We start from the raw sequence: 19,439 nt of genomic DNA on the forward strand, positions 1-19,439 counted from the left end.
CCTGCGTTACGGCGCGGAGTTTAGTAACGTAACGAGGGTGTCCGCATCCCGTACTGAACGCCTCCTGAACCTGCTGATTGCCCTGCTCAACACGAGGTACGGCCTGCGCCGGAACGAACTGCGCGAAACGATCTACCGCGACACCCCCGGCAACGAGGCATCCTTTGGCCGCATGTTCGAACGGGATAAAAGCGATCTTCGCAAATTCGGCTTCGACGTCGAGACGCTGACGGACCTGGGCTGGAGCGAGGATGATCCCGCCACTACCCGCTACCGGATCGGCAGGGAATCCAACCGCTTGCCGGACGTCCAGCTCGGGCCGGAGGAGTGGACGGTACTTCTCCTGGCCTCCCAGTTGTGGGAGCGCGCAGCACTGGGCACAGCCGCACAGAGCGCGTTGCGGAAGCTCCAGGCTTCCGGGGCGATGGCCGACGTCCAACTGCCGGCAGGGGTCCAGCCCAGGATCAAACCCGCCGGCCAGGCCTTCGACGACCTTGTGGCCGCGATGCATGCCAAGCACCCCGTCACGTTCACCTATCTTGCGGGCAGTACCGGAACTGAGGAACAACGGACGGTTGAACCCTGGGGGCTCGGAAGCCGCTTCGGTCACTGGTACTTTGCCGGCTACGACCGGGTCCGGAAGGCACCCCGCCATTTCCGCCTGTCCCGCTTCACCAGCGCGGTGACCATACTCGAGCGGGAGCAATTCACGCCGCCGCGCGGCTTCAACATCCGGCAGGAACTGGACCGCTTGCCGGAACTGCCGCTGCGCACCGCCGTCGTGGACGTCCGAAAAGAGCGGCTGCTGGCACTGCGCCGCCGTGCTGTCGCACAGGACCTTGCGCTGGAAGGTGCACAGGGCAGCGGCGCCGCAGAACCACCCGAATCGGGCTACGAGCGGATCAGCCGGGGGTACCTGGACCCGGAGGTCCTGGCCGAAGAGCTCGCTTCCTACGGCCAGGACGCTTTGGCAGTAGCTCCCGCCGAACTCGCCGACGCCGTCCGGCGCAGGCTTCGCGCCGCAGCAGAGTTCAGCGCTGCCCCTGTCCCCACATTCAGGTTCGCCAGCACTCCCTCCCGGCCCGTCCGCGCGCGCACCTCGGAGGACCAGCTCAAGCGGATGCTCCAGCTGGTGCCCTTCCTGGTCCACAACCAGGGCCTGCACATCGAGGACGTCGCAAACCGCTTCGGGATCAGCAGGAAGGAACTGGAGGATGATCTGCAAATCCTCATTTGTTCAGGCCTTCCGGAGGGATATCCCGACGATCTGCTGGACATCCAGTGGGAGGACGATCACGTCTACATCACCCAGGACCTGGACCTGACCAAACCCGTCCGCTTCACCGTGGAAGAAGCCTGCGCACTCCTGACCGGGCTGGAGACGCTCAACGGGCTGCCGGAGGTAGCAGAGGGCGGCGCCCTGGAATCGGTGACGCTCAAGCTCCTGGCGGCCGCCGGCGAGGAGGGGCTCCGGGCAGCTTCCCTTGCCGGTCCGGAAATGGCCCCGGCAGATGCCGCGACACACGCCACGGTACGGCAAGCGATCGAGTCCGGATCCCAGCTGCGCCTGACGTACCTGGCCCCACAACGGGACAGCGTCTCGGAACGCGACGTCGATCCGCTCCGCCTCTATTCGCTGGACAACGTCTGGTACTTCGAGGCCTACTGCCATTCAGTGGAAGGGCTGCGGAATTTCCGGCTGGACCGCGTCCAGGACCTCCATCCGAACGGGCGGCCAGTGCCGGCCGGAACAACCCCCGCCGAGGGGGTTCCGGCGAAGCTCTTCACCGCCAGGGACGACGATACGATCGTCACCGTCCAGCTCACCCGGCAGGGGAGGGGGCTGGCCGACGACTATTACGCGGAACGTACGGCCGAGCTCGACGACGGCGGGCTGGTTGCTGAGATCCGGTTCGGCAACACCGCGTGGCTTCCGATGTTCGTGGCCCAGCATGGCGGCTCGGCCCGCATCCTGGCCCCGGCGGAACTGGCCGACACGGCCCGCACATGGCTGGCGGCGTCCCTGGCCAGGTACGGCGGCTAGACTTCTCAGCATGCCTTGGTGGTCCTGGATTTTGATATGGGTAGCGCTTGTTGCGCTCTCGCTGCTCCTCTATGTCTTTTTGGGCTTCCGGCTGTTCCGCCAGCTCATGGCCACGCTCAAGGACTTGGGGGCAGCCGGTGAAAAACTGGGGCAATTAGGTCCCATCGAGCAGCCGGACGCGTCCCCGGATCCAACGAAGCCGCAGCAGGGTTCCGCAGTTTTTGCCTCCCCGACCGTCATGCGACATGATTACGAGGCATCCAAGTCGTCCCGACGGGAAGAACGCCGCCTCAAACGAGTGCAGCGCAAGGCGGACCGGGGTCAGCCGCAGGCGCTCGGCGATCTGGACTTCACTTAGAAGTAAAATGTACTTAGACGAAAGGATTTCCCGTGGGAAGACTGTTTGATGGCCCCTGGCCGATCGTAATTATCATCGTTGTTGCTTTGCTTCTTTTTGCCGCGCCCAAACTTCCGGCGATGGCACGCAGCCTGGGCCAGTCCATGCGGATTATCAAATCCGAGGTCAAGGAAATGAAGAACGACGGCAAGACTGACTCCACTGACGCCTCGGGTCCGGTGGAAGGCACCATCGTCAACCACCCCAAGGCGAAGCCCGGCGAGCCGACAGACGGCACTGACGTTCCGCCGTCGAACCGCGCCTGACCCCCAGTGGCACTGTCGCGGGCCCGTAAAGCCAACCCCGAAGGGCGCATGGCTCTTTGGGACCACCTCAAGGAGCTGAAAAACCGGCTAATCAAGTCGGCTATCGGCGTCGTCATTGGCGGCATCGGAGGCTGGATACTTTACGATCCGCTGCTGAAGGCACTGGCCGATCCGGTCAACCGCATCTCCCAGCAAACCGGCGGGCTCTCGGCGATCAACTTCGGAACCATCGCCTCGCCGTTCGACTTCAAGCTCCAGATGTCGCTCCTCATCGGGGTGGTCATTTCCAGTCCCATCTGGATCTACCAGCTGTGGGCGTTCATCACCCCGGGCTTGACCTCCAAGGAGCGTCGGTACACCCTCGGGTATATGGCGGCCGCCGTCCCATTGTTCCTTGCCGGCATCTGGGCGGGATGGCTAGTGGTGCCGCAGGTGGTCCGGGCACTGACACAGTTCACGCCGGACGGCTCATCCAGCGTGATTGATGCGCGCACGTACATTGAGTTCGTGACCCGGATGGTCCTGGTGCTGGGGATCGCCTTCCTGGTCCCCGTGGTGCTGGTGGGCATCAACATGGCCGGTGTTATCTCCGGCCAAACCATCCTCAAGGCCTGGCGCATCACTGTGTTCCTGGTGTTTGTCCTGGCGGCCATTGCTGCCCCGGGCGCCGACGCCATCTCCATGTTTATGCTTGCCGGCCCGCTGCTGGTGCTCTTTTTCGCCGCCATCGGGATCTGCCTGATGAATGACAAGCGCAGGGAGCGCCGCCAGGCCAAGCGCCTGGCCGAAACTGATGCCACAGCGGACATCGCCACCCCGGGCAGTGAGCTGAAGAACCTCTAGGCTCCCATTAGGCTTGGGGTATGTCCTCCAACGACGGTTCGTTCCAGCCCAGGCCATTCCCGTCCGGCCCCAGCGATCCTGAAGAGTTATCGCCGGCCGAGAGGTACCGTGCCAGCGCAGAACGAAGGGCAGAGGCGGCCACCTACCTCGGTGCCTTCTCCCGCACCCTGGACTTCGAGCTCGACGACTTCCAGCGGCAAGCCTGCCGTTCCCTGCAGGAAGGCAGGGGCGTACTGGTCGCAGCGCCCACCGGGGCCGGAAAAACCATCGTCGGCGAGTTCGCGATCTACCTGGCGCTCCAGCGGGGCCTGAAGGCGTTTTACACCACACCGATCAAGGCGCTGAGCAACCAGAAGTTCACCGAGCTCAGCGACAAGTATGGCGCCGACAGTGTGGGCCTTCTGACCGGCGACACCAGCATCAACGGTGATGCCCCCGTGGTGGTAATGACCACAGAGGTCCTGCGCAACATGCTCTACGCCGATTCGGCAACCCTTGGCGACCTGGGCTATGTGGTGATGGACGAGGTGCACTACCTTGCCGACCGCTTCCGCGGCGCCGTCTGGGAAGAGGTCATCATCCACCTCCCCAGCGAAGTGCAGGTGGCCTCCCTCAGCGCCACCGTGTCCAATGCCGAGGAATTCGGCGCCTGGCTCGATACCGTCCGCGGCGATACAGACATCATTGTGTCCGAACACCGGCCCGTGCCGCTGTGGCAGCACGTTATGGTGGGCCGGCAGATCATGGACCTCTTTGCCGGCGAAACCACCTTCGACGAGATCGCTCCACCAGTGGACTCCGACGAGGCTCAAGAGAACTCCAGCAAGGACAGGGCCAAGAGCCGGGGCTTCGACGTCAACCCCGACCTCCTCACCGTGGCCCGCAGCGAAAGCATGCAGAACTTCCGCGCCCGGTCTGCGTCCAACGGCCGCGGCCAGCGCGGCAGGCGCGGGAACGACCGGCCGGGCCGGGGCGGCGACGAACGGGGAGTGCGGCCGGCCAGCCGGCCCCAGGTGATTGCAAGCCTTGACCGCATGGACCTACTGCCGGCCATCACCTTCATCTTCTCCCGCGCCGGCTGTGACGCTGCCGTTGCCCAATGCGTCGGTTCCGGACTGTGGCTCACCACGGAAAAAGAGCAGCGGATCATCGCCGAGCGCGTGGACGAGGCCGGCCATGACATTCCCCCGGACGACCTGGACGTTCTGGGCTTCTGGACCTGGCGGGACGGCCTGCTTCGCGGTTTCGCGGCGCACCACGCCGGGATGCTGCCCACCTTCAAGGAAGTAGTGGAAAAGCTCTTCGCGGACGGCCTGGTGAAGGCTGTTTTCGCCACCGAGACACTTGCCCTCGGCGTCAACATGCCGGCCCGCTCCGTTGTGCTCGAAAAGCTGGACAAGTTCAACGGTGAAGCGCACGTGGACATCACTGCGGGGGAGTACACCCAGCTGACCGGACGCGCAGGCCGCCGCGGCATCGACGTCGAAGGCCACGCTGTGGTGCTGTGGCAACCGGGTACGGACCCGACGGCGGTCGCGGGCCTGGCGTCACGGCGTACCTACCCCCTGAATTCCAGCTTCCGGCCCACCTACAACATGAGCATCAACCTCCTGGCCCAGTTCGGCCGGGTAAGGGCACGCGAAATCCTGGAGTCCTCCTTTGCCCAGTTCCAGGCGGACCGCTCTGTGGTCGGCCTGGCACGGCAGGTGCGCAGCCGCGAGGAATCGCTGGCCGGCTACGCGAAATCGATGACCTGCCACCTCGGGGACTTCACGGAGTACGCGCGGTTGCGCCGGGAGCTTTCCGACGCGGAGAACAACACCTCCCGCACGAAGTCGCGCGCCCGGAAATCACTGAGCGATGACTCGCTGGCGCGTCTGCTTCCCGGCGACGTTGTGCACGTTCCGGGCGGCCGGGCCCCTGGTCCCGCGATTGTGCTGAGCTCGGACCACAGCAGCCGGGAGCCGCGTCCCGCCGTGCTGACCCTGGACAACCAGCTGCGCCGCATCGGGACCGATGACCTGGAAGGTCCCATCGCACCGGTGACGCGCATCCGCATCCCCAAGTCCTTCAACGCCAAGGTACCCAAGTCCCGGCGCGACCTCGCATCCTCGGCCCGGAACGCGCTGCGGGAAAACCGCCCGCCTGCACCCGGCAGTAACCGCAACAACGACTTCGGCCTCGCCACTGCCCTGCCAAACCAGGAAAAGCGGATCGCCGATCTTCGACGCGCACTCCGCGCCCACCCCTGCCACGGGTGCAGCGAACGGGAGGACCATGCCCGCTGGTCCGAACGCTGGTGGAAGCTCCGGCGGGAAACGGATGGGCTGGTCCGGCAGATCCAGGGCCGCACCAACACCATCGCCAAGACGTTCGACCGGGTCTGCGACGTCCTGTCCTCCTACGGCTACCTGGAACCGACCACCGATGGCAGGCTGATCATCAGTCCCGATGGGCAGCGGCTGCGGCGGATTTACGGCGAGAAGGACCTGCTCATTTCCCAGTCGCTCCGGCTTGGCGCCTTCAATGACCTTGACGCCGCGGAGATCGCAGCCCTTGCCAGCGTCCTGGTGTACCAGGCCAAGCGCGAGGACCGGGGGCTACGCCCGCGGATGCCCAGCGTCTCCCTGGAGACCTCGGTGGACATCGTGGTGCGCGAATGGTCTGCCCTGGAGGATACGGAAGAGGAATACAAGCTTCCGTTGACCGGCGAACCCGAGCTGGGCCTGGTGTGGCCGATCTACAAGTGGGCGCGTGGCCGCCACCTGCAGGACGTCCTGAGCGGCACGGACCTCGCGGCGGGAGACTTCGTCCGCTGGGTGAAGCAGGTGGTTGACCTGCTGGACCAGCTCGCAAAGATCCCTGGCCTGGATCCCCGCCTAGCACGCCTTTGCTCCGACGCCATCTCGTTGATCCGCCGCGGCGTCGTGGCCTACTCTTCCGTTCTCTGACCTACCGCCCGCTGCTGCGGGCCGTCCTATCTCCAGGAGTTCTGCTTACCTATGCCCCGTCCCCAAGACCTGCCCGGATCCCGTCCCAAGACCAGCCCGGTACTTTATCGCAACGGCTCTGTCTACACAGCCGCCGACCCCTTTGCCACCGCCATGCTTGTGGACGGAGACACGGTGGCGTGGGTGGGATCCGAACAGGCAGCTACTTCCATTGCGGATAGCTCCATGGACATCATCGACCTCCGCGGCGCGCTGGTTGCCCCCGGCTTCGTGGACTCCCACATGCACCTGACGGAAACGGGTATCGCTTTGGATTCCCTGGCGCTGCAGAACGCCAGCTCTGCACGTGAACTTTTGGATGCCGTGGCCGCCGCGCCCGGTGATGGTCCGGTCCTGGGCCACGGCTGGGATGAAAGCACCTGGGCCGATGCCAGCCTGCCAAGCGCGGAGGAACTGGAGCGGGCTTCGGGAGGCCGCCCGGTGTACCTGTCCCGCGTTGATGTCCACTCAGCCCTGGTCTCGGCGTCGCTGGCAGACTCGGCAGGTCTCCGCGGCCTGGATGGCTTCGACGGCGGCCCAAGGGTTCGGCGCGCCGCGCACGCAGCAGCCCGCCAGGCAACGCGCCGGCTCCCCGAGGACGTGCTCCGGGGGCACCAGCGCCGGGCCCTCACTGAGGCTGCCGCCAACGGCTACGTGGCAGTCGCTGAGATCGGCGCTCCGCACATAGGGGGTCCCGGGGATCTCAGGATGGCAGGTAGCTGGAACAGCAACAACGGGGAAGTACCGGCCCCTGAAGTACTGCCGTACTGGGGTGAACTGGCGACGTCCGAAGAGCACGCCCGCAGCATTCTTGATCAACTCGGGGTTGGCGTCCGGGGCCTGGCCGGCGACCTGAACATCGACGGCTCCATAGGATCACGGACGGCGGCCCTGAGGGCCGGTTACAGCGACGCCCCCGAGGAGTCGGGCAGCCTGTACTTGAGTGTTGAGGAAGCAGCAGCGCATCTTGCTGCCTGTTCCCTCGTGGGGATCCAGGGCGGTTTCCACGTTATTGGGGACGCCGGCCTGGATGCCGCGCTGAAGGCCTTGGAGCTGGCGGCGGCCGAGGTGGGGGAGCAGCGGGTCCGGGCTGCGGGCCACCGGTTTGAGCACGTGGAGATGGTGGATGCCGCAGCCATCGCAACGCTTGCCCGGTACGCCGTGACGGTGAGTGCCCAACCTGCGTTCGATGCTGCATGGGGAGGTCCCGGAGGACTGTACGAGAAGCGGCTGGGGGAGCGGGGCAGGTCCATGAATCCCTTTGCCAGCCTCTACTCAGCCGGCGTTCCGGTGTGCTTCGGCAGTGACAGCCCCGTAACCCCGCTGCGTCCCTGGTCCAGCGTCAGGGCCTGCGTGGAGCATCACAATGAGGGTGAACGAATTTCCGCGCGCGCGGCTTTCCTGGGCCACACCCGGGCCGGGTGGCGGGCAGCCAAACATCCCAATCCCATGGCGGGCCAGCTCGTCCCCGGAGCTCCAGCCAGCTTCGCCGTCTGGGAGGTCGAGGAACTGATGGTCCAGGTAGCCGACGGCAGGGTGCAGTCCTGGAGCACTGACCCGAGGGCCCGCACACCGTTGCTGCCGGCGCTGGACACCGGCTCGGACCCGGTTTGCCTCCAAACGGTAAAGGACGGTTCTGAACTGTACTCCAGCCCTTCCCTGCGTTCCTGACGCCCCGTTCCTGACACCCCGTTCCTGACGCCCCGTTCCTGACACCCCGTTCCTGACCCCTGTGCCGCCCGCCCTATAATAGGTAGCTGCGCCTGCCAGCGATTTCGCTCGTCCGCGGGCGCACCGACCGTTCCCACCAGGAAGGCTCTCTGTGCGCGTCCTTACCATCATCCCTACTTACAACGAGCTGGAATCGCTGCCCATCACCCTGCAGCGGCTCCGCGCAGCCGTACCGGCCTCGGACGTGCTGGTAGTGGATGACAACAGCCCTGACGGCACGGGCCGGCTGGCCGACGGGATCGCGGCCGAGGACGCCCAAGTGCATGTCCTGCACCGCAAGGGCAAGGAAGGGCTGGGGGCCGCCTACATCGCCGGTTTCAGGTGGGGCCTCGACGCCGGTTACGACGTTCTGGTGGAAATGGACGCCGACGGCTCCCACCAGCCCGAACAGCTGCCCCAGCTCCTCGAGGCCATCGACCAGGGCGCCGACCTTGCCATGGGTTCGCGCTGGGTCCCCGGCGGAAGCGTGGTGAATTGGCCGCTGTACCGGCAGGCCATCTCGCGGGTGGGAAGCACCTACGCCCGCCTCATGCTGGGCCTGAAGATCAAGGACGTCACCGGCGGCTACCGCGCCTTCCGCAGGACCACGCTGGAAAAGCTCAACCTGGACCAGGTGGACTCAGTGGGCTACGGCTTCCAGGTTGACCTTGCCTGGCGGGTAGCGCGGATGGGTCTCCGGATCGAGGAACGGCCCATCACCTTTGTGGAGCGCGAACTCGGCGCTTCCAAAATGAGCGGCAACATCGTGGTGGAGGCAATGATCAACGTCACCAAGTGGGGGCTCCAGGCCCGTTGGAACACCCTCACGCGCAAGAAGGCGTCCGCGCAGCCGTAGCTGCTGAAGCCCGCGCCTGCCAAGAAGCGGCAGCGCGGCAAATGCAAGGGCCGTCCCCCACAGAGTGGGGGACGGCCCTTGGTGCATTTTCGGGGTGCTAGGCGGAGCGGCGCTCTCCGCGGCGTTCGCGCAGGATGGTCAGCCGATCCTCCAGGATCTGCTCCAGCTCCGGAAGCGAGCGGCGTTCCAGCAGCATGTCCCAGTGCGTGCGGACAGCCTTGTCATTGCTGGTGTCCGGGCGTTCGCCGTCGACCAGGAGGGCTTCCTTGCCGGTCTTGGAAACCCAGACCGGGGGAATCTCCGCCTCGGAAGAGAACGTTACGAAGACCTGCTCGCCGTCCTCGCACCGGTACTCGACGCGCTGGCGCGGAGCCGGCTCGACTCCGGACTCGGTCTCCATGCTCTGCGCACCAAGGCGCATGCCCCGCAGGCTGCGATCGCTCATGTTTTCTCCCTCTGATCGGTTCGCGGAGTAAGACCCCGCGCAAGCCGGTGGCTAAAAAGCACCCCCGGACTACTGTGTGCTCTGTGCTGCATCTTAAGATTCAACGCATCGCGAAGCTTGGTTGTTCCAGCGGATCTGCTCCTGCCGGACAAATACCCAATTATACGGGTGTCATGCCATCCGGGCCAAAATAAAGGGGATCCGCAATTGCTGCGGATCCCCTCAAGGTGCCTTCCCGGCCTTGAGCCTATGGCTCGGAGGTCTTGGCTCCCACTTCGTCGAACAACCCCGCCGCGGCGGGATCAGGGTTGGTTCCCCCCAGGGCGTTGCCGATTCCCTTGAGGGCTTCGCCGACTTCGCTGGGAATGATCCACAGCTTGTTGGAAGAACCCTCCGCGAGCTTTGGAAGGGTCTGCAGGTATTGGTATGCCAGCAGTTTTTGGTCCGGGTTGCCCTTGTGGATGGCGTCAAAGACCTTCTGGATGGCCTGGGCCTCGCCGTCGGCACGCAGGATGGCGGCTTTGGCGTCGCCCTCCGCTGCCAGGATGGACGCCTGCCGCTGGCCTTCGGCCGTCAGGATGGCTGACTGCTTGGTGCCTTCGGCAGTAAGGATGGCGGCACGGCGGTCCCGTTCCGCGCGCATCTGCTTCTCCATCGAGTCCTGGATGGAGTGGGGTGGGTCGATGGCTTTGAGCTCCACGCGGGAAACGCGGATGCCCCAGCGGCCGGTTGCCTCGTCCAGGACGCCGCGCAGCTGGCCGTTGATCTGGTCTCGCGAGGTCAGCGCCTCTTCGAGGTTCAGGCCGCCCACAACGTTGCGGAGCGTGGTGGTGGTCAGCTGCTCGACCGCCTGGATGTAGTTGGCGATCTCGTAGGTAGCGGCCCGCGGATCGGTGACCTGGAAGTAGACCACGGTGTCGATGGAGACCACCAGGTTGTCCTCAGTGATAACCGGCTGCGGAGGGAACGACACCACCTGTTCGCGGAGGTCGAGCAACGGCAGGAGCCGGTCCACGAACGGGATCAGGATGGTCAGCCCTGGATTGAGCGTGCGCTGGTACTTGCCCAGCCGTTCGACCACGCCTGCGCGGGCCTGCGGAATGATCCGCACCGACCGGACCAGCACGATAATCACAAACACGATCAGGACCACCAGCACAATGGCCAATGCAGTTCCTCCTGCGTTATCCATACATCTCCTTGTTCCCCATTTGTTCAGGCTGTATCAGGACTGGCTTGCTGCTTCCGGCGGCGCTGACACCACTGCCGTGGCCCCATCGATGGCGGAAACCACAACTTTTTGGCCGGCGGGAAGGACGCCCCCCGCAGAACGGGCTGTCCAGATGTCTCCGCCGATCTTGACCAGGCCGCCGTCGGATGTCACCGGTTCCATCACCACGGCCTGCTCACCGATGAGCCGGTCAATGTTGGTGCGCTGCTCTGACGGACCGTTCTTCAGGTGGGCCAGGGCCACGGGCCGGACGAAGGCAATCATGAGCAGGGACACCACGCAGAAAACCACGATCTGGAGCCAGAGGTCGGCGCCTGCGAAGTCCGCGACCAGTGCGGCGAGGGTGCCTCCGCCGAGCATGATGAAAAACAGGTCAAGCGTGATCATCTCGATCACTGCAAACGCCAGGAAGGCCGTGAGCCACAATGCCCACCAGTTTTCCCCAAGCCATTCGAACAACGTTCTCCCCCTTCGCTACGGGGATCACGCAAGCGCGCACCCGCCAGTAACTGTCCTTCAATCTTAGTGCGGCCCCCTTCGCTGTGGGCTGGCTCTCACCAGCCCGGCGACGATAGTGGCCAAGTCGTTACGTCGCGGCAGCTTTCCTTGGCCGGAATACCGTCAGCCTGAACCGGGCTTCGGCCCGGACCGGCTCAGGCATCGCGAGCAGTCGTTCAGTAAGGTCCAGCCGGTCAAGGTGGTGGCCCGCCGGGCCCATATAGGCGAGGTCCGCGGCCTCCGGGCGGGTCAGTGCCAGGGGAATCCCGACGTCGGTGCTTGTCTCGGCGTCGAAATGGCTGCCCATGGCTTCGGCCAGCCGGGCGTCCTTGCCTTCCTCGATGCCGAGCATCCCGGCCGCGGCTGCGATGGCGGCAAGGTGCCCGCTCCGTGGAGTAACCACCACCAGCGCCCCGCCCGGCCGCAGGACGCGGGCAAACTCGGCGGCATTGCGCGGCGCAAAGATGACTGTGATGGCGTCCACCGAGTTATCTGCCAGCGGCAATGGCTGCCAGACATCCCACACCAGGTTCACGGCCTCGGGGTTGAGCCGCGCGGCGCGGCGCAGGGCGAACTTGGAGATGTCCACGCCCAGCGCAGCCACCTGGCGGCGGTTCTGCGCCGCGGCCTGATCGAGCACCGCCCTGAGGTAATGCCCCGTTCCCGTCCCTGCATCAAGGACGGCGCTGCGCTCTTCAGGCAGGCAGGGCACGACGGCGGCTGCCACCGCAGTTGCCAACGGCCGGTAATGCCCCGCCGCCAGGAAGTCGTAGCGTGCCCGGACCATGTCCGCGGTGTCGGCCTCGAAGACAGTGCCCTTCCCCACCAGCAGGTTGAAGTAGCCCTGGCGTGCGGCGTCAAAGCTATGGCCGTCAGGGCACACCAGTTTGCCCTGACCGGCATCGGCCGTGGTCCGACGTTCCAGCGGTTTCCGGCACACCGGGCACAACAGTGGCAGGTCAGTCGTAGAGGGCATGCGAACCATCCTATGGCTCCAGCATCCGGTTTTTTCGGGACGGGACCTGGTGCCGGAACGTCAGTGGAGGCTGATGCCGGCAGGACCGGCGCCGAAACCGAGCCCCTGCTGCGCCTTGCCGATGCCTGGCTCTGCCCAGTGGGCGGCGTATTCGGCGTTGGTGCTCAGGGACCTGAGCTGCGCGCGGTCCACGTACAGCACACCGTTCAGGTGGTCAGTCTCATGCTGGACAATCCTGGCCTGCCAGCCGGAAAACTCCCGCCGCATCCTTGTGCCATCCGGAGTCTGGAACTCAAGAAGCACATTCTCATACCGGGCCACCACGGCCTGGAGGCCGTTGAGGGAAAGACAGCCCTCGTAGAAGGATGCCAAACCATGACCCAGAGGCGTGTAGCGGGGGTTCAGGACCGCAAGGAAGTCCAGGGGGCTCCGGTGACGCAGGGCAGCGGCCTCAGGATCGACGTCGAACTGGTCCTCGACGACCGCCAGCTGCAGCGGTATGCCAAGTTGGGGCGCGGCCAGCCCCACGCCCGGAGCCTCATGCATCACCTGGCGCATGAGCGTTATCAGGCGCCCGAGCTGGTCGTCGGACAGCTGCCCGTCAAAAGCGGCGGCGCGCTGCCTGAGCACGGGGTGACCTGCCTGCACAATGGGTGGGAGGCCGCCTGCGTCGAGGATCCGCTCCACGGTTTCGCGGATCTGCTCGGCGGTGTGTGCGGTTTCCGGCGGGCCTTGGTTCATGGGGAAAGCCTAGCGGCCGAGCGCCCCCGGCTCGGCTAGTGTCTATCCCGTGCCTGAAGACTTCTCCGTGCTGACCCCGCCGCTGGACCGTGTCCTTAAGTTCATCCGCGTCCTCGAATCCGGCGGGGGAGCGGCAGCCATCAGGCCTTTCCTCGCCGACTCCTTTGTCCTGCTGGAGGCGCCGCACCTCTTGGCGCCGGAAGGCTCCACGCGCACGCTGGCGGAGGTCCTGGCCGGCGCCGACCAAAGCCGGGAAGTGGTGGCCGATCAAAAGTTTGTGGTCAGGCGGACCACCTGTGAAGGCGGACGGGTTGCGGTGGAAGCGGACTGGTCCGCGACGGCCCTGATGGACCTCCGTTACTGGGACCGGGGGGAGATTATCCGGGCGAGGACGTCGTCGGTGTTCGAAGTCAGCAATGGGCTGATTGTCAGCCAGGACAGCTACGACTGCTACTTCAGGTAAGCCTGCTGCGTCCGTTAAGCCCAAGCGGCGCCCACGCTGGCTGCCTGTCCAGCTCTTGCATGGTGAAGCGCCGGGCCACCCACCGGTTCACTGACGGTGTGGCAGCAGCCGCGCTGATTCCCAGGTTTCGAAGGTCCAGCAAGGGCCGGGGCAGCGGCCGCCCCAGCAGCATGTTGATCTCGGACTGCCGCCGAGCCAGCCTCGCGGCACGTTGCCGGCTGGCCTGGTACTCCTTGAACTGCCGGTCAACCTGGCCCGGATTAGCGGCCGCGAGTGCCGCCTGGAGGAGGGGAGAAAGGGCGCGGGCGTCCAACCACCCGAGGTTCATGCCCTGTCCGCCGATGGGGCTGATCTCGTGGGCAGCATCGCCGAGCAGGAACACCCGCCCGGCCATCATCCGCCGGGCCATGGTGGACCGGACGCTGAAGGCGCTCACCATGGTGTTGGTGCGGGCATCCGGGAGGCTGCCGGTCCGGCGCAGGACCTGCTGTGCCAACTCATCCGGCGCGGCGGTACCGGCAGGCCTGCCCAACCGCACCACCCAGCGCCGGACCCCGCCCGGCAGCGGAAAAGACTCAACGATGCCGCCCGGCTCAAGGAACAGGACTGCCCGTTGGCCGTAAAACCCGGCTTCCCGGAAATCGCCCATGAGGTAGTGGTCGGGATAATTCCTTTGGCGCACGGGCACATCCAGGAGGCCTCGCACCTGGGACCGCGCGCCGTCGGCCGCTACAACGAAGGATGCCGTCCACGTGGATTCCCTGCTCCGCTCCTCGCCGGCAGGTCCGGCGGCGACGGTGACCTGTCCGCCGTCGTCCTTCACCCGCGTGACGCGCACACCCCTGACGAGGGCGGCGCCGTCCAACTGGCGGACACGCTCCTCCAAAAGCTGCTCGGTGCGGAACTGGGGCAGGGCCAGCACGAAGGGAAAGGCCTCCGAGACTCCGGCGAATGACATGGTGCCCACAGTCTTTCCGCCGCTGACTGCCAGCCCTTCCCGGATCTGTACCCCCTCCTGCACCGCGGAAGCCGCAATGTCGATGTGCTGCAGGCCCTCAAGGGCAGGGGGGTGGATGCCGATGGCCCGTGAGTGCAGGTTCCTGGTTTGCCTCTGCTCCAGGACCCTGACGCTGACGCCGTCCTGAAGCAGCAGGGCGGCCAGGTACAGGCCCACCGGGCCCCCGCCGATGATCAGGACCTCTGTGTCCGTTGGCATGTCAGTTCCTGCGCAGGGCGAGAATCTGATGGAACTTAGGGCTGGTTTCGACGGTCCAGCCCGGGGGAGCGAGGGCGGCCAATTCGGCGCGGGTGTAGCTTCTGCGGATGGACGTCAGGCCGTCCGCGCGGATGAAGGACCGGCGGGACGGCAGCGCGGCGGCAGAAAAGAGGGCGTAGGCGGCGGGGCTTCGCCTCAAGTCGTTGTGCAGCGCCTTTTTGGTGCTGAGAGCGGCTGAATCGGCGAGCAGCTGCTGGAGTTCGTGCGCCGAAAGGTGGTGCAGGACGTGGTTCGAAATAACGAAGTCGAAGCTACTTCCCTCCCGGACAAGATCCGCGCTGTGCGCCTGCCGAAACTCCACCCCGGGCATGGGCGGCCGTCCCAGCGCGTACGCGGCGGCGCGTGGATCAGGGTCTATGCCGGTAATGTGCATCGGAAGTCCGTCGCGCCGGGCCCAGGCTGCCAACATCTGCGCGAGGTCGCCCCCGCCGGCGCCGATGTCCAGCAGTGTGGCTGGAGCGGCGTTCCGAGCCAGGGAGGGACGAAGCTCCCTGACATAGAGCCTCCGCCACCCGGCAAGCACGCGGTTGACCACTGCGAACTGGCGGTACGTGTTCTGCAGGAGCTGGGCGTCGCAGTCCGGCCCGTCCATGATTTCCACGGCGTCGACGGCGCGCTGCCTCATCAGCAGGTCCATGGGACTAAGGGACGGATACTTCTGCCGCTGCCTGGCCCGGCATCTGTCCCACCAGTCCTGCACCGGGAGCCTGGCGCAGTTTTGTGAACAGCGCGGTTTCCACCGTGAGTCCCGGGCCGAAGGCCATGGAACAGATGCGCTCGTCGCCGTCCTGAGGCTCCTGTTCCAGGATGTGTTTGAGGACAAAAAGTACTGTGGCGCTGCTCATGTTTCCGTAGTTCCGCAGCGTCTCCCGCGCCGGCACCAGTTGCTCCGCGGTGAGGCCAAGCCGGGACTGGACTTTGTCCAGGATGCTCCGGCCGCCGGGATGGATGGCCCAGTGCCGGATGGAGGTGTAGGGGAGTGCTTCCAGTTCCGGGTCCCGGGCCAGGAGCGGCCGAAGGGCACCCACAATATGGTCATCGATGATGTGCGGTACATAATTTCCAAGCACCATTTCGAATCCGTGGTCGCCGATGTTCCAGGCCATCGCGTCCTCACCGACCGGTGTGAGGACCGTCTCGAAGTGATCGAGCTGGAGCAGGGACTTTTCGGCCGACCCGCTGCGTGCAGTGACCACCGCGGCGGCTGCACCATCAGCGAACAGGGCTGAGCCCATGATCGTGTCCGGATCGTTTGAGGTGCGGACGTGCAGGGAGCACAGCTCGGCACACACCACCAGGACAACGGCCTGCGGGTCGGCCTCGCAGAACAGCTTCGCGGCGCGCAACGCAGGGAAAGCTGCATAGCAGCCCATGAAGCCCAGGTGGTAGCGCTGGACAGCCGGATCCAGGCCCAGTTCCCGGACGACCTTATAGTCAGGGCCTGGGTTGAAGAACCCGGTGCAGGAGACGGTGATGAGATGAGTTATGTCAAGTAAATCTAGTTCAGGGGCGGCGTTGACGGCGGAACGGGCGGCTTCCACAAAGAGCTTGGTTGCCTCGCGGCCGAAGATGTCGTTGCGGACCTTTGTGCTGGGATTCAGCAGCAGGCCGGTGTCCGGATCGAAGAACTGTGGATCATCGGCCCGGTGATCCCTGGTGAGTTCTTCGACGGCGGTGAAACGTGTATCAATGGCAGCGGAGTCAAAACAGGTATTGACCAGCCGTGAGCCAAGCCTGGACAATCCGGGCTGGGCCGCAAAAACGTCACGGGCTTCTGTCTGGATCAGCATCGTTTTAGGAACTGCAGTTTCAAGTGATCGCACGTAGACCGTCATTCACTCATTCTTAACGAGCACCCGGAATAAGACAATGCTGACCTGCGGATTCATGCTCGATGAACGTATTGCGCACGGGCCGCAGATGCGCTGGTTCCCGCCCCTTCCGGAACCGATGCAAACTGGCATACACGGTTATTCATGGCACGGGAGTAGAAGCAGGCCCAGCCGAGTTCCGCGCCCGGGCTTGAGTTCTAGCGGATATCAGGTGAGTCCCTGGATCAGTCGTTTGACGTCCTTCACTGACCAAATCGGTATCAACAAACTTGGCACACTATTGAGTTCTCAAACAACAGACACACCCGGCACCACCCAACCAAACGGTTCAGGATCGCTCCGGAGCAACTTTTCAAACTTACCCGGTTCCAAGCAGCAAAGCAAATCAGCGTTTCCGCGACCCACGCTACCCACAACCAGCCCCACCCAACACCGGCACACCAAAAGGCGAACCATTTTCAGGCCGTTCACAAAGGGGGGATTAGCCGCCATCTTTCCGCTTCAGCGGCGGCGACTCAGAAAACAATACACCCCCCACGCCCACCCCGCAAATCCACCCCACCACCCACCCCACACCCCCAAAACCACGGAATCCCGCGGAATTACCAACCCACAACACCCAAACCACCACCACCCCACCACCAAAACCCCACTATGGACTGGCTCACACCTTCAGACTGACAACTGCCTACCTTCAGGATCGGGCTGAATTCGGCATCGAGGGTTCGAGAGCACGAACCACCGCCGGCCGATCGAAGACAGCAGAGCTCATACACTTCGGCAAAACTCCAAGCGGCGGACCTTGGTTGGGAGTGGGTTGTGGTGTCTACCAGGTGTGCTGGACTCCGGGCGGTACCAGCTGCAGCCGGGGCATTCGTGGAAGGAATACGCGACCGGCTCGAGGAAGGCGATGAATTAGGAACAGCGTCGAGGTCACCAGCCAGGACCCGTTCAACGGCCACCGCTGGCACAAGAACGACCTGCTCTATGGCCTATGCAGATCCTGCGCGGTGGTCAGGAGAAGCTCACCGAGCGGCAAAGAGCACTGCGCGACCGGGTGAAGGCCACGGTGAAGTGCTCGTCAATGGCTGTGCGTCCAACAACTCCCCTGGGCCCACAAGGCCAAGAACCCCGGCGGCCCATCGCGGAGACGGTCCTCGCGTCGCTGCCAGCCTGCCCGGCCCGGCGATCAAGCGACTCATCAGCAAGACGCCCAAGCAGTGGTGCGAGGCGTTCCTGTCCTCCTTCGACACCGGTCCTGCGAATAACGGCGGCACCGAAGCGATGAACGGCCTCATCTAACGCCACCGCCACCTTGCCCCCGGCTTCCGCAACCGGAAGCACTACCAACTACGCATGCTGCTCATCGCCGGCGGGCTGTCCCACCCTCACCTCGGGCAGGAAGACCTCATCCAGGTTGGAAGCCACCCGGTCAAATGCTCACTTTCGAAAAGAACACAATCCTCACCGGAAGGAGCGAGGCTCTTGCGTCACCGTTCGCAGCGGGCTTCGTCGCGTACCCCGCTCTGATCGGTCAGCGGCGCACCTGATAGCGGAGGTGAAGCACCCGGTCGCCCTGAATCACCACGTCGGGATCCTCCAACAGGTGCTGTCCGTGGACCGACCCGAAGTAGCGCTTGCCGGATCCGAACACGACGGGTACGACGTCCATGCGCACCTCGTCGACAAGTCCCGCGGCAAGTATTTGGCCACCGACGTCACCGGCGGCGACCTCGACGATGCGATCACCCGCAAGCTCTTGTGCCTTGGCCATGGCTGCCTCGACGCCGTCGACGAAGTGAAACGGCGCCGTGGGATCCCAGCCCTCTGGCTGCGGCCGGTGCGTCACAACGACCACGTGGTCGATTCCGCTCGGAGGTTTCCCGTCCCAGCCGTCCGTCAGGTCGAAGACGTGGCGGCCGCAGAGTGTCACCCCGATCTGGTTCCAGTACGGCCGGGTGTAGTCGTAGGAAGGCTGCGACACCTTCACCGCACCGCTCTCGTCCAATGGGACGTCACCGTTGGTCAACCAGTCGAACAGCGGTGCGGGCTGGTCATTTTCGTCCGCGACGAAGCCGTCCACCGACACCGAGCTGTACATGACCACCTTGCCCACGGGGCTCTCCTCTGCTTTGGGGTGCCCCTACATTAGCGTCTTGTGAGCGATCGCTCTAGTAGAAAATCGATCTGCCCGCAGCGGCCAGCCGTCCAGCGTGTGGCTGGGATGTTCGCGCAGTAACCCGCCGCCGGACTTTGACGTACCGCGTCGGGGTGAGCCCGGTGAACGCACGATACTCGTCGCCAAAGTGGGCGTGGTCGACGTAGCCTGCGTCGCCGGCGAAGTCGCCCCATCACCTCCTGCACGTTCCCGGCCAACGCCCCATCACCACCTGTGGGTTTTCGTCGGACGCTCTCTCAGCTTCTGCGGGTTTTCGTCGGACGCTCTCTCACTCGATGTGGCCTTTTGCGTGACGCTCTCACCCGATGCCGGTTTTGGAGTGACGCTTTCTCACCTGATGCCGGTTTCGGAGTAATGCTCTCTCAGTTGATGTGGCCTTCGGGGTGATGCTCGCTCAGTTGGCGGGGTGTTCCAGGTGTTGCTCTTCGGTGTGAGGGGGCGTTCGACGGCGGCTGGTCTGGGATGCTGCCGACCGGAGCCTCGAGCGCATGGACGGGTGAGAGACCGTTGGTTGCGGGAACACGTCAGGTGAGAGAGGGACCCGGGGGAAGCCCGCGTTAAGTGAGAGCGGGTCCTGGCCTCGTGCCGCGGTGTTTGTGTGTTAAATGCGGCAGGGCCCTGACGTCGTTTGTCAGGGCCCTGCTCGTAATGGTTGTCCGGCGGTGACCTACTCTCCCACACCCTCCCGGGTG

At 64.9% G+C, this 19,439-nt stretch carries 17 protein-coding genes; 8 read left to right on the forward strand and 9 right to left on the reverse strand.

The annotated features are described in order from the left end of the window. Positions 1-37 precede the first annotated feature (37 nt). From M8J71_RS10530 to M8J71_RS10560, 7 genes are all read left to right on the forward strand, one after another. Positions 38-2,044: a helix-turn-helix transcriptional regulator gene (locus M8J71_RS10530; protein ID WP_256247845.1), complete on the forward strand. Its 2,007-nt coding sequence runs from the start codon at positions 38-40 to the stop codon at positions 2,042-2,044. 10 nt (positions 2,045-2,054) lie between these two features. Beyond that, complete coding sequence (locus M8J71_RS10535) at positions 2,055-2,402, forward strand: hypothetical protein (RefSeq protein WP_256247846.1); 348 nt, start codon at positions 2,055-2,057, stop codon at positions 2,400-2,402. Positions 2,403-2,434: 32 nt separating this feature from the next. Next, complete coding sequence (gene tatA / locus M8J71_RS10540; protein ID WP_104997977.1) at positions 2,435-2,707, forward strand: Sec-independent protein translocase subunit TatA; 273 nt, start codon at positions 2,435-2,437, stop codon at positions 2,705-2,707. A 48-nt stretch (positions 2,708-2,755) separates the two neighbouring features. Then, positions 2,756-3,550, forward strand: coding sequence for a twin-arginine translocase subunit TatC (gene tatC, locus M8J71_RS10545; RefSeq protein WP_256247847.1), 795 nt, complete (start codon positions 2,756-2,758; stop codon positions 3,548-3,550). Positions 3,551-3,570: 20 nt separating this feature from the next. Continuing rightward, positions 3,571-6,501, forward strand: coding sequence for a DEAD/DEAH box helicase (locus M8J71_RS10550; RefSeq protein ID WP_256247848.1), 2,931 nt, complete (start codon positions 3,571-3,573; stop codon positions 6,499-6,501). A gap of 51 nt (positions 6,502-6,552) precedes the next feature. Beyond that, positions 6,553-8,211, forward strand: a complete 1,659-nt coding sequence (locus tag M8J71_RS10555; RefSeq protein WP_256247849.1) for an amidohydrolase — start codon at positions 6,553-6,555, stop codon at positions 8,209-8,211. Between the two features lie 151 nt (positions 8,212-8,362). Next, positions 8,363-9,106, forward strand: a complete 744-nt coding sequence (locus tag M8J71_RS10560; protein ID WP_256247850.1) for a polyprenol monophosphomannose synthase — start codon at positions 8,363-8,365, stop codon at positions 9,104-9,106. A gap of 97 nt (positions 9,107-9,203) precedes the next feature. Here M8J71_RS10560 and M8J71_RS10565 read toward each other — a convergent pair whose 3' ends face one another. The 5 genes from M8J71_RS10565 to M8J71_RS10585 form a co-directional block, all read right to left on the reverse strand. Further along, positions 9,204-9,551: an RNA polymerase-binding protein RbpA gene (locus M8J71_RS10565; protein WP_013600997.1), complete on the reverse strand. Its 348-nt coding sequence runs from the start codon at positions 9,549-9,551 to the stop codon at positions 9,204-9,206. 247 nt (positions 9,552-9,798) lie between these two features. Beyond that, positions 9,799-10,743, reverse strand: coding sequence for an SPFH domain-containing protein (locus M8J71_RS10570; RefSeq protein WP_163163758.1), 945 nt, complete (start codon positions 10,741-10,743; stop codon positions 9,799-9,801). A gap of 33 nt (positions 10,744-10,776) precedes the next feature. Next, a complete protein-coding gene (locus tag M8J71_RS10575) occupies positions 10,777-11,241 on the reverse strand; it encodes an NfeD family protein (protein ID WP_256247851.1) in 465 nt (154 codons plus the stop codon). Positions 11,242-11,368: 127 nt separating this feature from the next. Further along, positions 11,369-12,256: a putative RNA methyltransferase gene (locus M8J71_RS10580; RefSeq protein ID WP_256247852.1), complete on the reverse strand. Its 888-nt coding sequence runs from the start codon at positions 12,254-12,256 to the stop codon at positions 11,369-11,371. Between the two features lie 60 nt (positions 12,257-12,316). Further along, positions 12,317-12,997: a peptide deformylase gene (locus tag M8J71_RS10585; RefSeq protein WP_256247853.1), complete on the reverse strand. Its 681-nt coding sequence runs from the start codon at positions 12,995-12,997 to the stop codon at positions 12,317-12,319. Positions 12,998-13,046: 49 nt separating this feature from the next. Here M8J71_RS10585 and M8J71_RS10590 point away from each other — a divergent pair, with 49 nt between their 5' ends. Beyond that, a complete protein-coding gene (locus M8J71_RS10590) occupies positions 13,047-13,460 on the forward strand; it encodes a nuclear transport factor 2 family protein (RefSeq protein ID WP_256247854.1) in 414 nt (137 codons plus the stop codon). Here M8J71_RS10590 and M8J71_RS10595 read toward each other — a convergent pair. The 4 genes from M8J71_RS10595 to M8J71_RS10610 form a co-directional block, all read right to left on the reverse strand. Further along, positions 13,453-14,676 carry an FAD-dependent oxidoreductase gene (locus tag M8J71_RS10595; RefSeq protein ID WP_256247855.1) on the reverse strand — a complete coding sequence of 408 codons (1,224 nt, stop codon included), beginning with the start codon at positions 14,674-14,676 and terminating at the stop codon, positions 13,453-13,455. The two genes, M8J71_RS10590 and M8J71_RS10595, sit on opposite strands and share 8 nt — an antisense overlap. A 1-nt stretch (position 14,677) precedes the next feature. Further along, positions 14,678-15,361: a class I SAM-dependent methyltransferase gene (locus tag M8J71_RS10600; RefSeq protein WP_256247856.1), complete on the reverse strand. Its 684-nt coding sequence runs from the start codon at positions 15,359-15,361 to the stop codon at positions 14,678-14,680. 16 nt (positions 15,362-15,377) lie between these two features. After that, the gene (locus tag M8J71_RS10605; protein ID WP_256247857.1) at positions 15,378-16,571 is read right to left on the reverse strand and encodes a type III polyketide synthase; all 1,194 of its coding nucleotides are present in this window, start codon (positions 16,569-16,571) and stop codon (positions 15,378-15,380) included. 1,531 nt (positions 16,572-18,102) lie between these two features. Continuing rightward, positions 18,103-18,684 (reverse strand): dihydrofolate reductase family protein, encoded by a 582-nt coding sequence (locus tag M8J71_RS10610; protein WP_256247858.1) that lies wholly within the window; start codon positions 18,682-18,684, stop codon positions 18,103-18,105. Positions 18,685-19,439 lie beyond the last annotated feature (755 nt).

It is taken from the genome of Pseudarthrobacter sp. R1 (assembly GCF_024494415.1).
Lineage (GTDB): Bacteria > Actinomycetota > Actinomycetes > Actinomycetales > Micrococcaceae > Arthrobacter.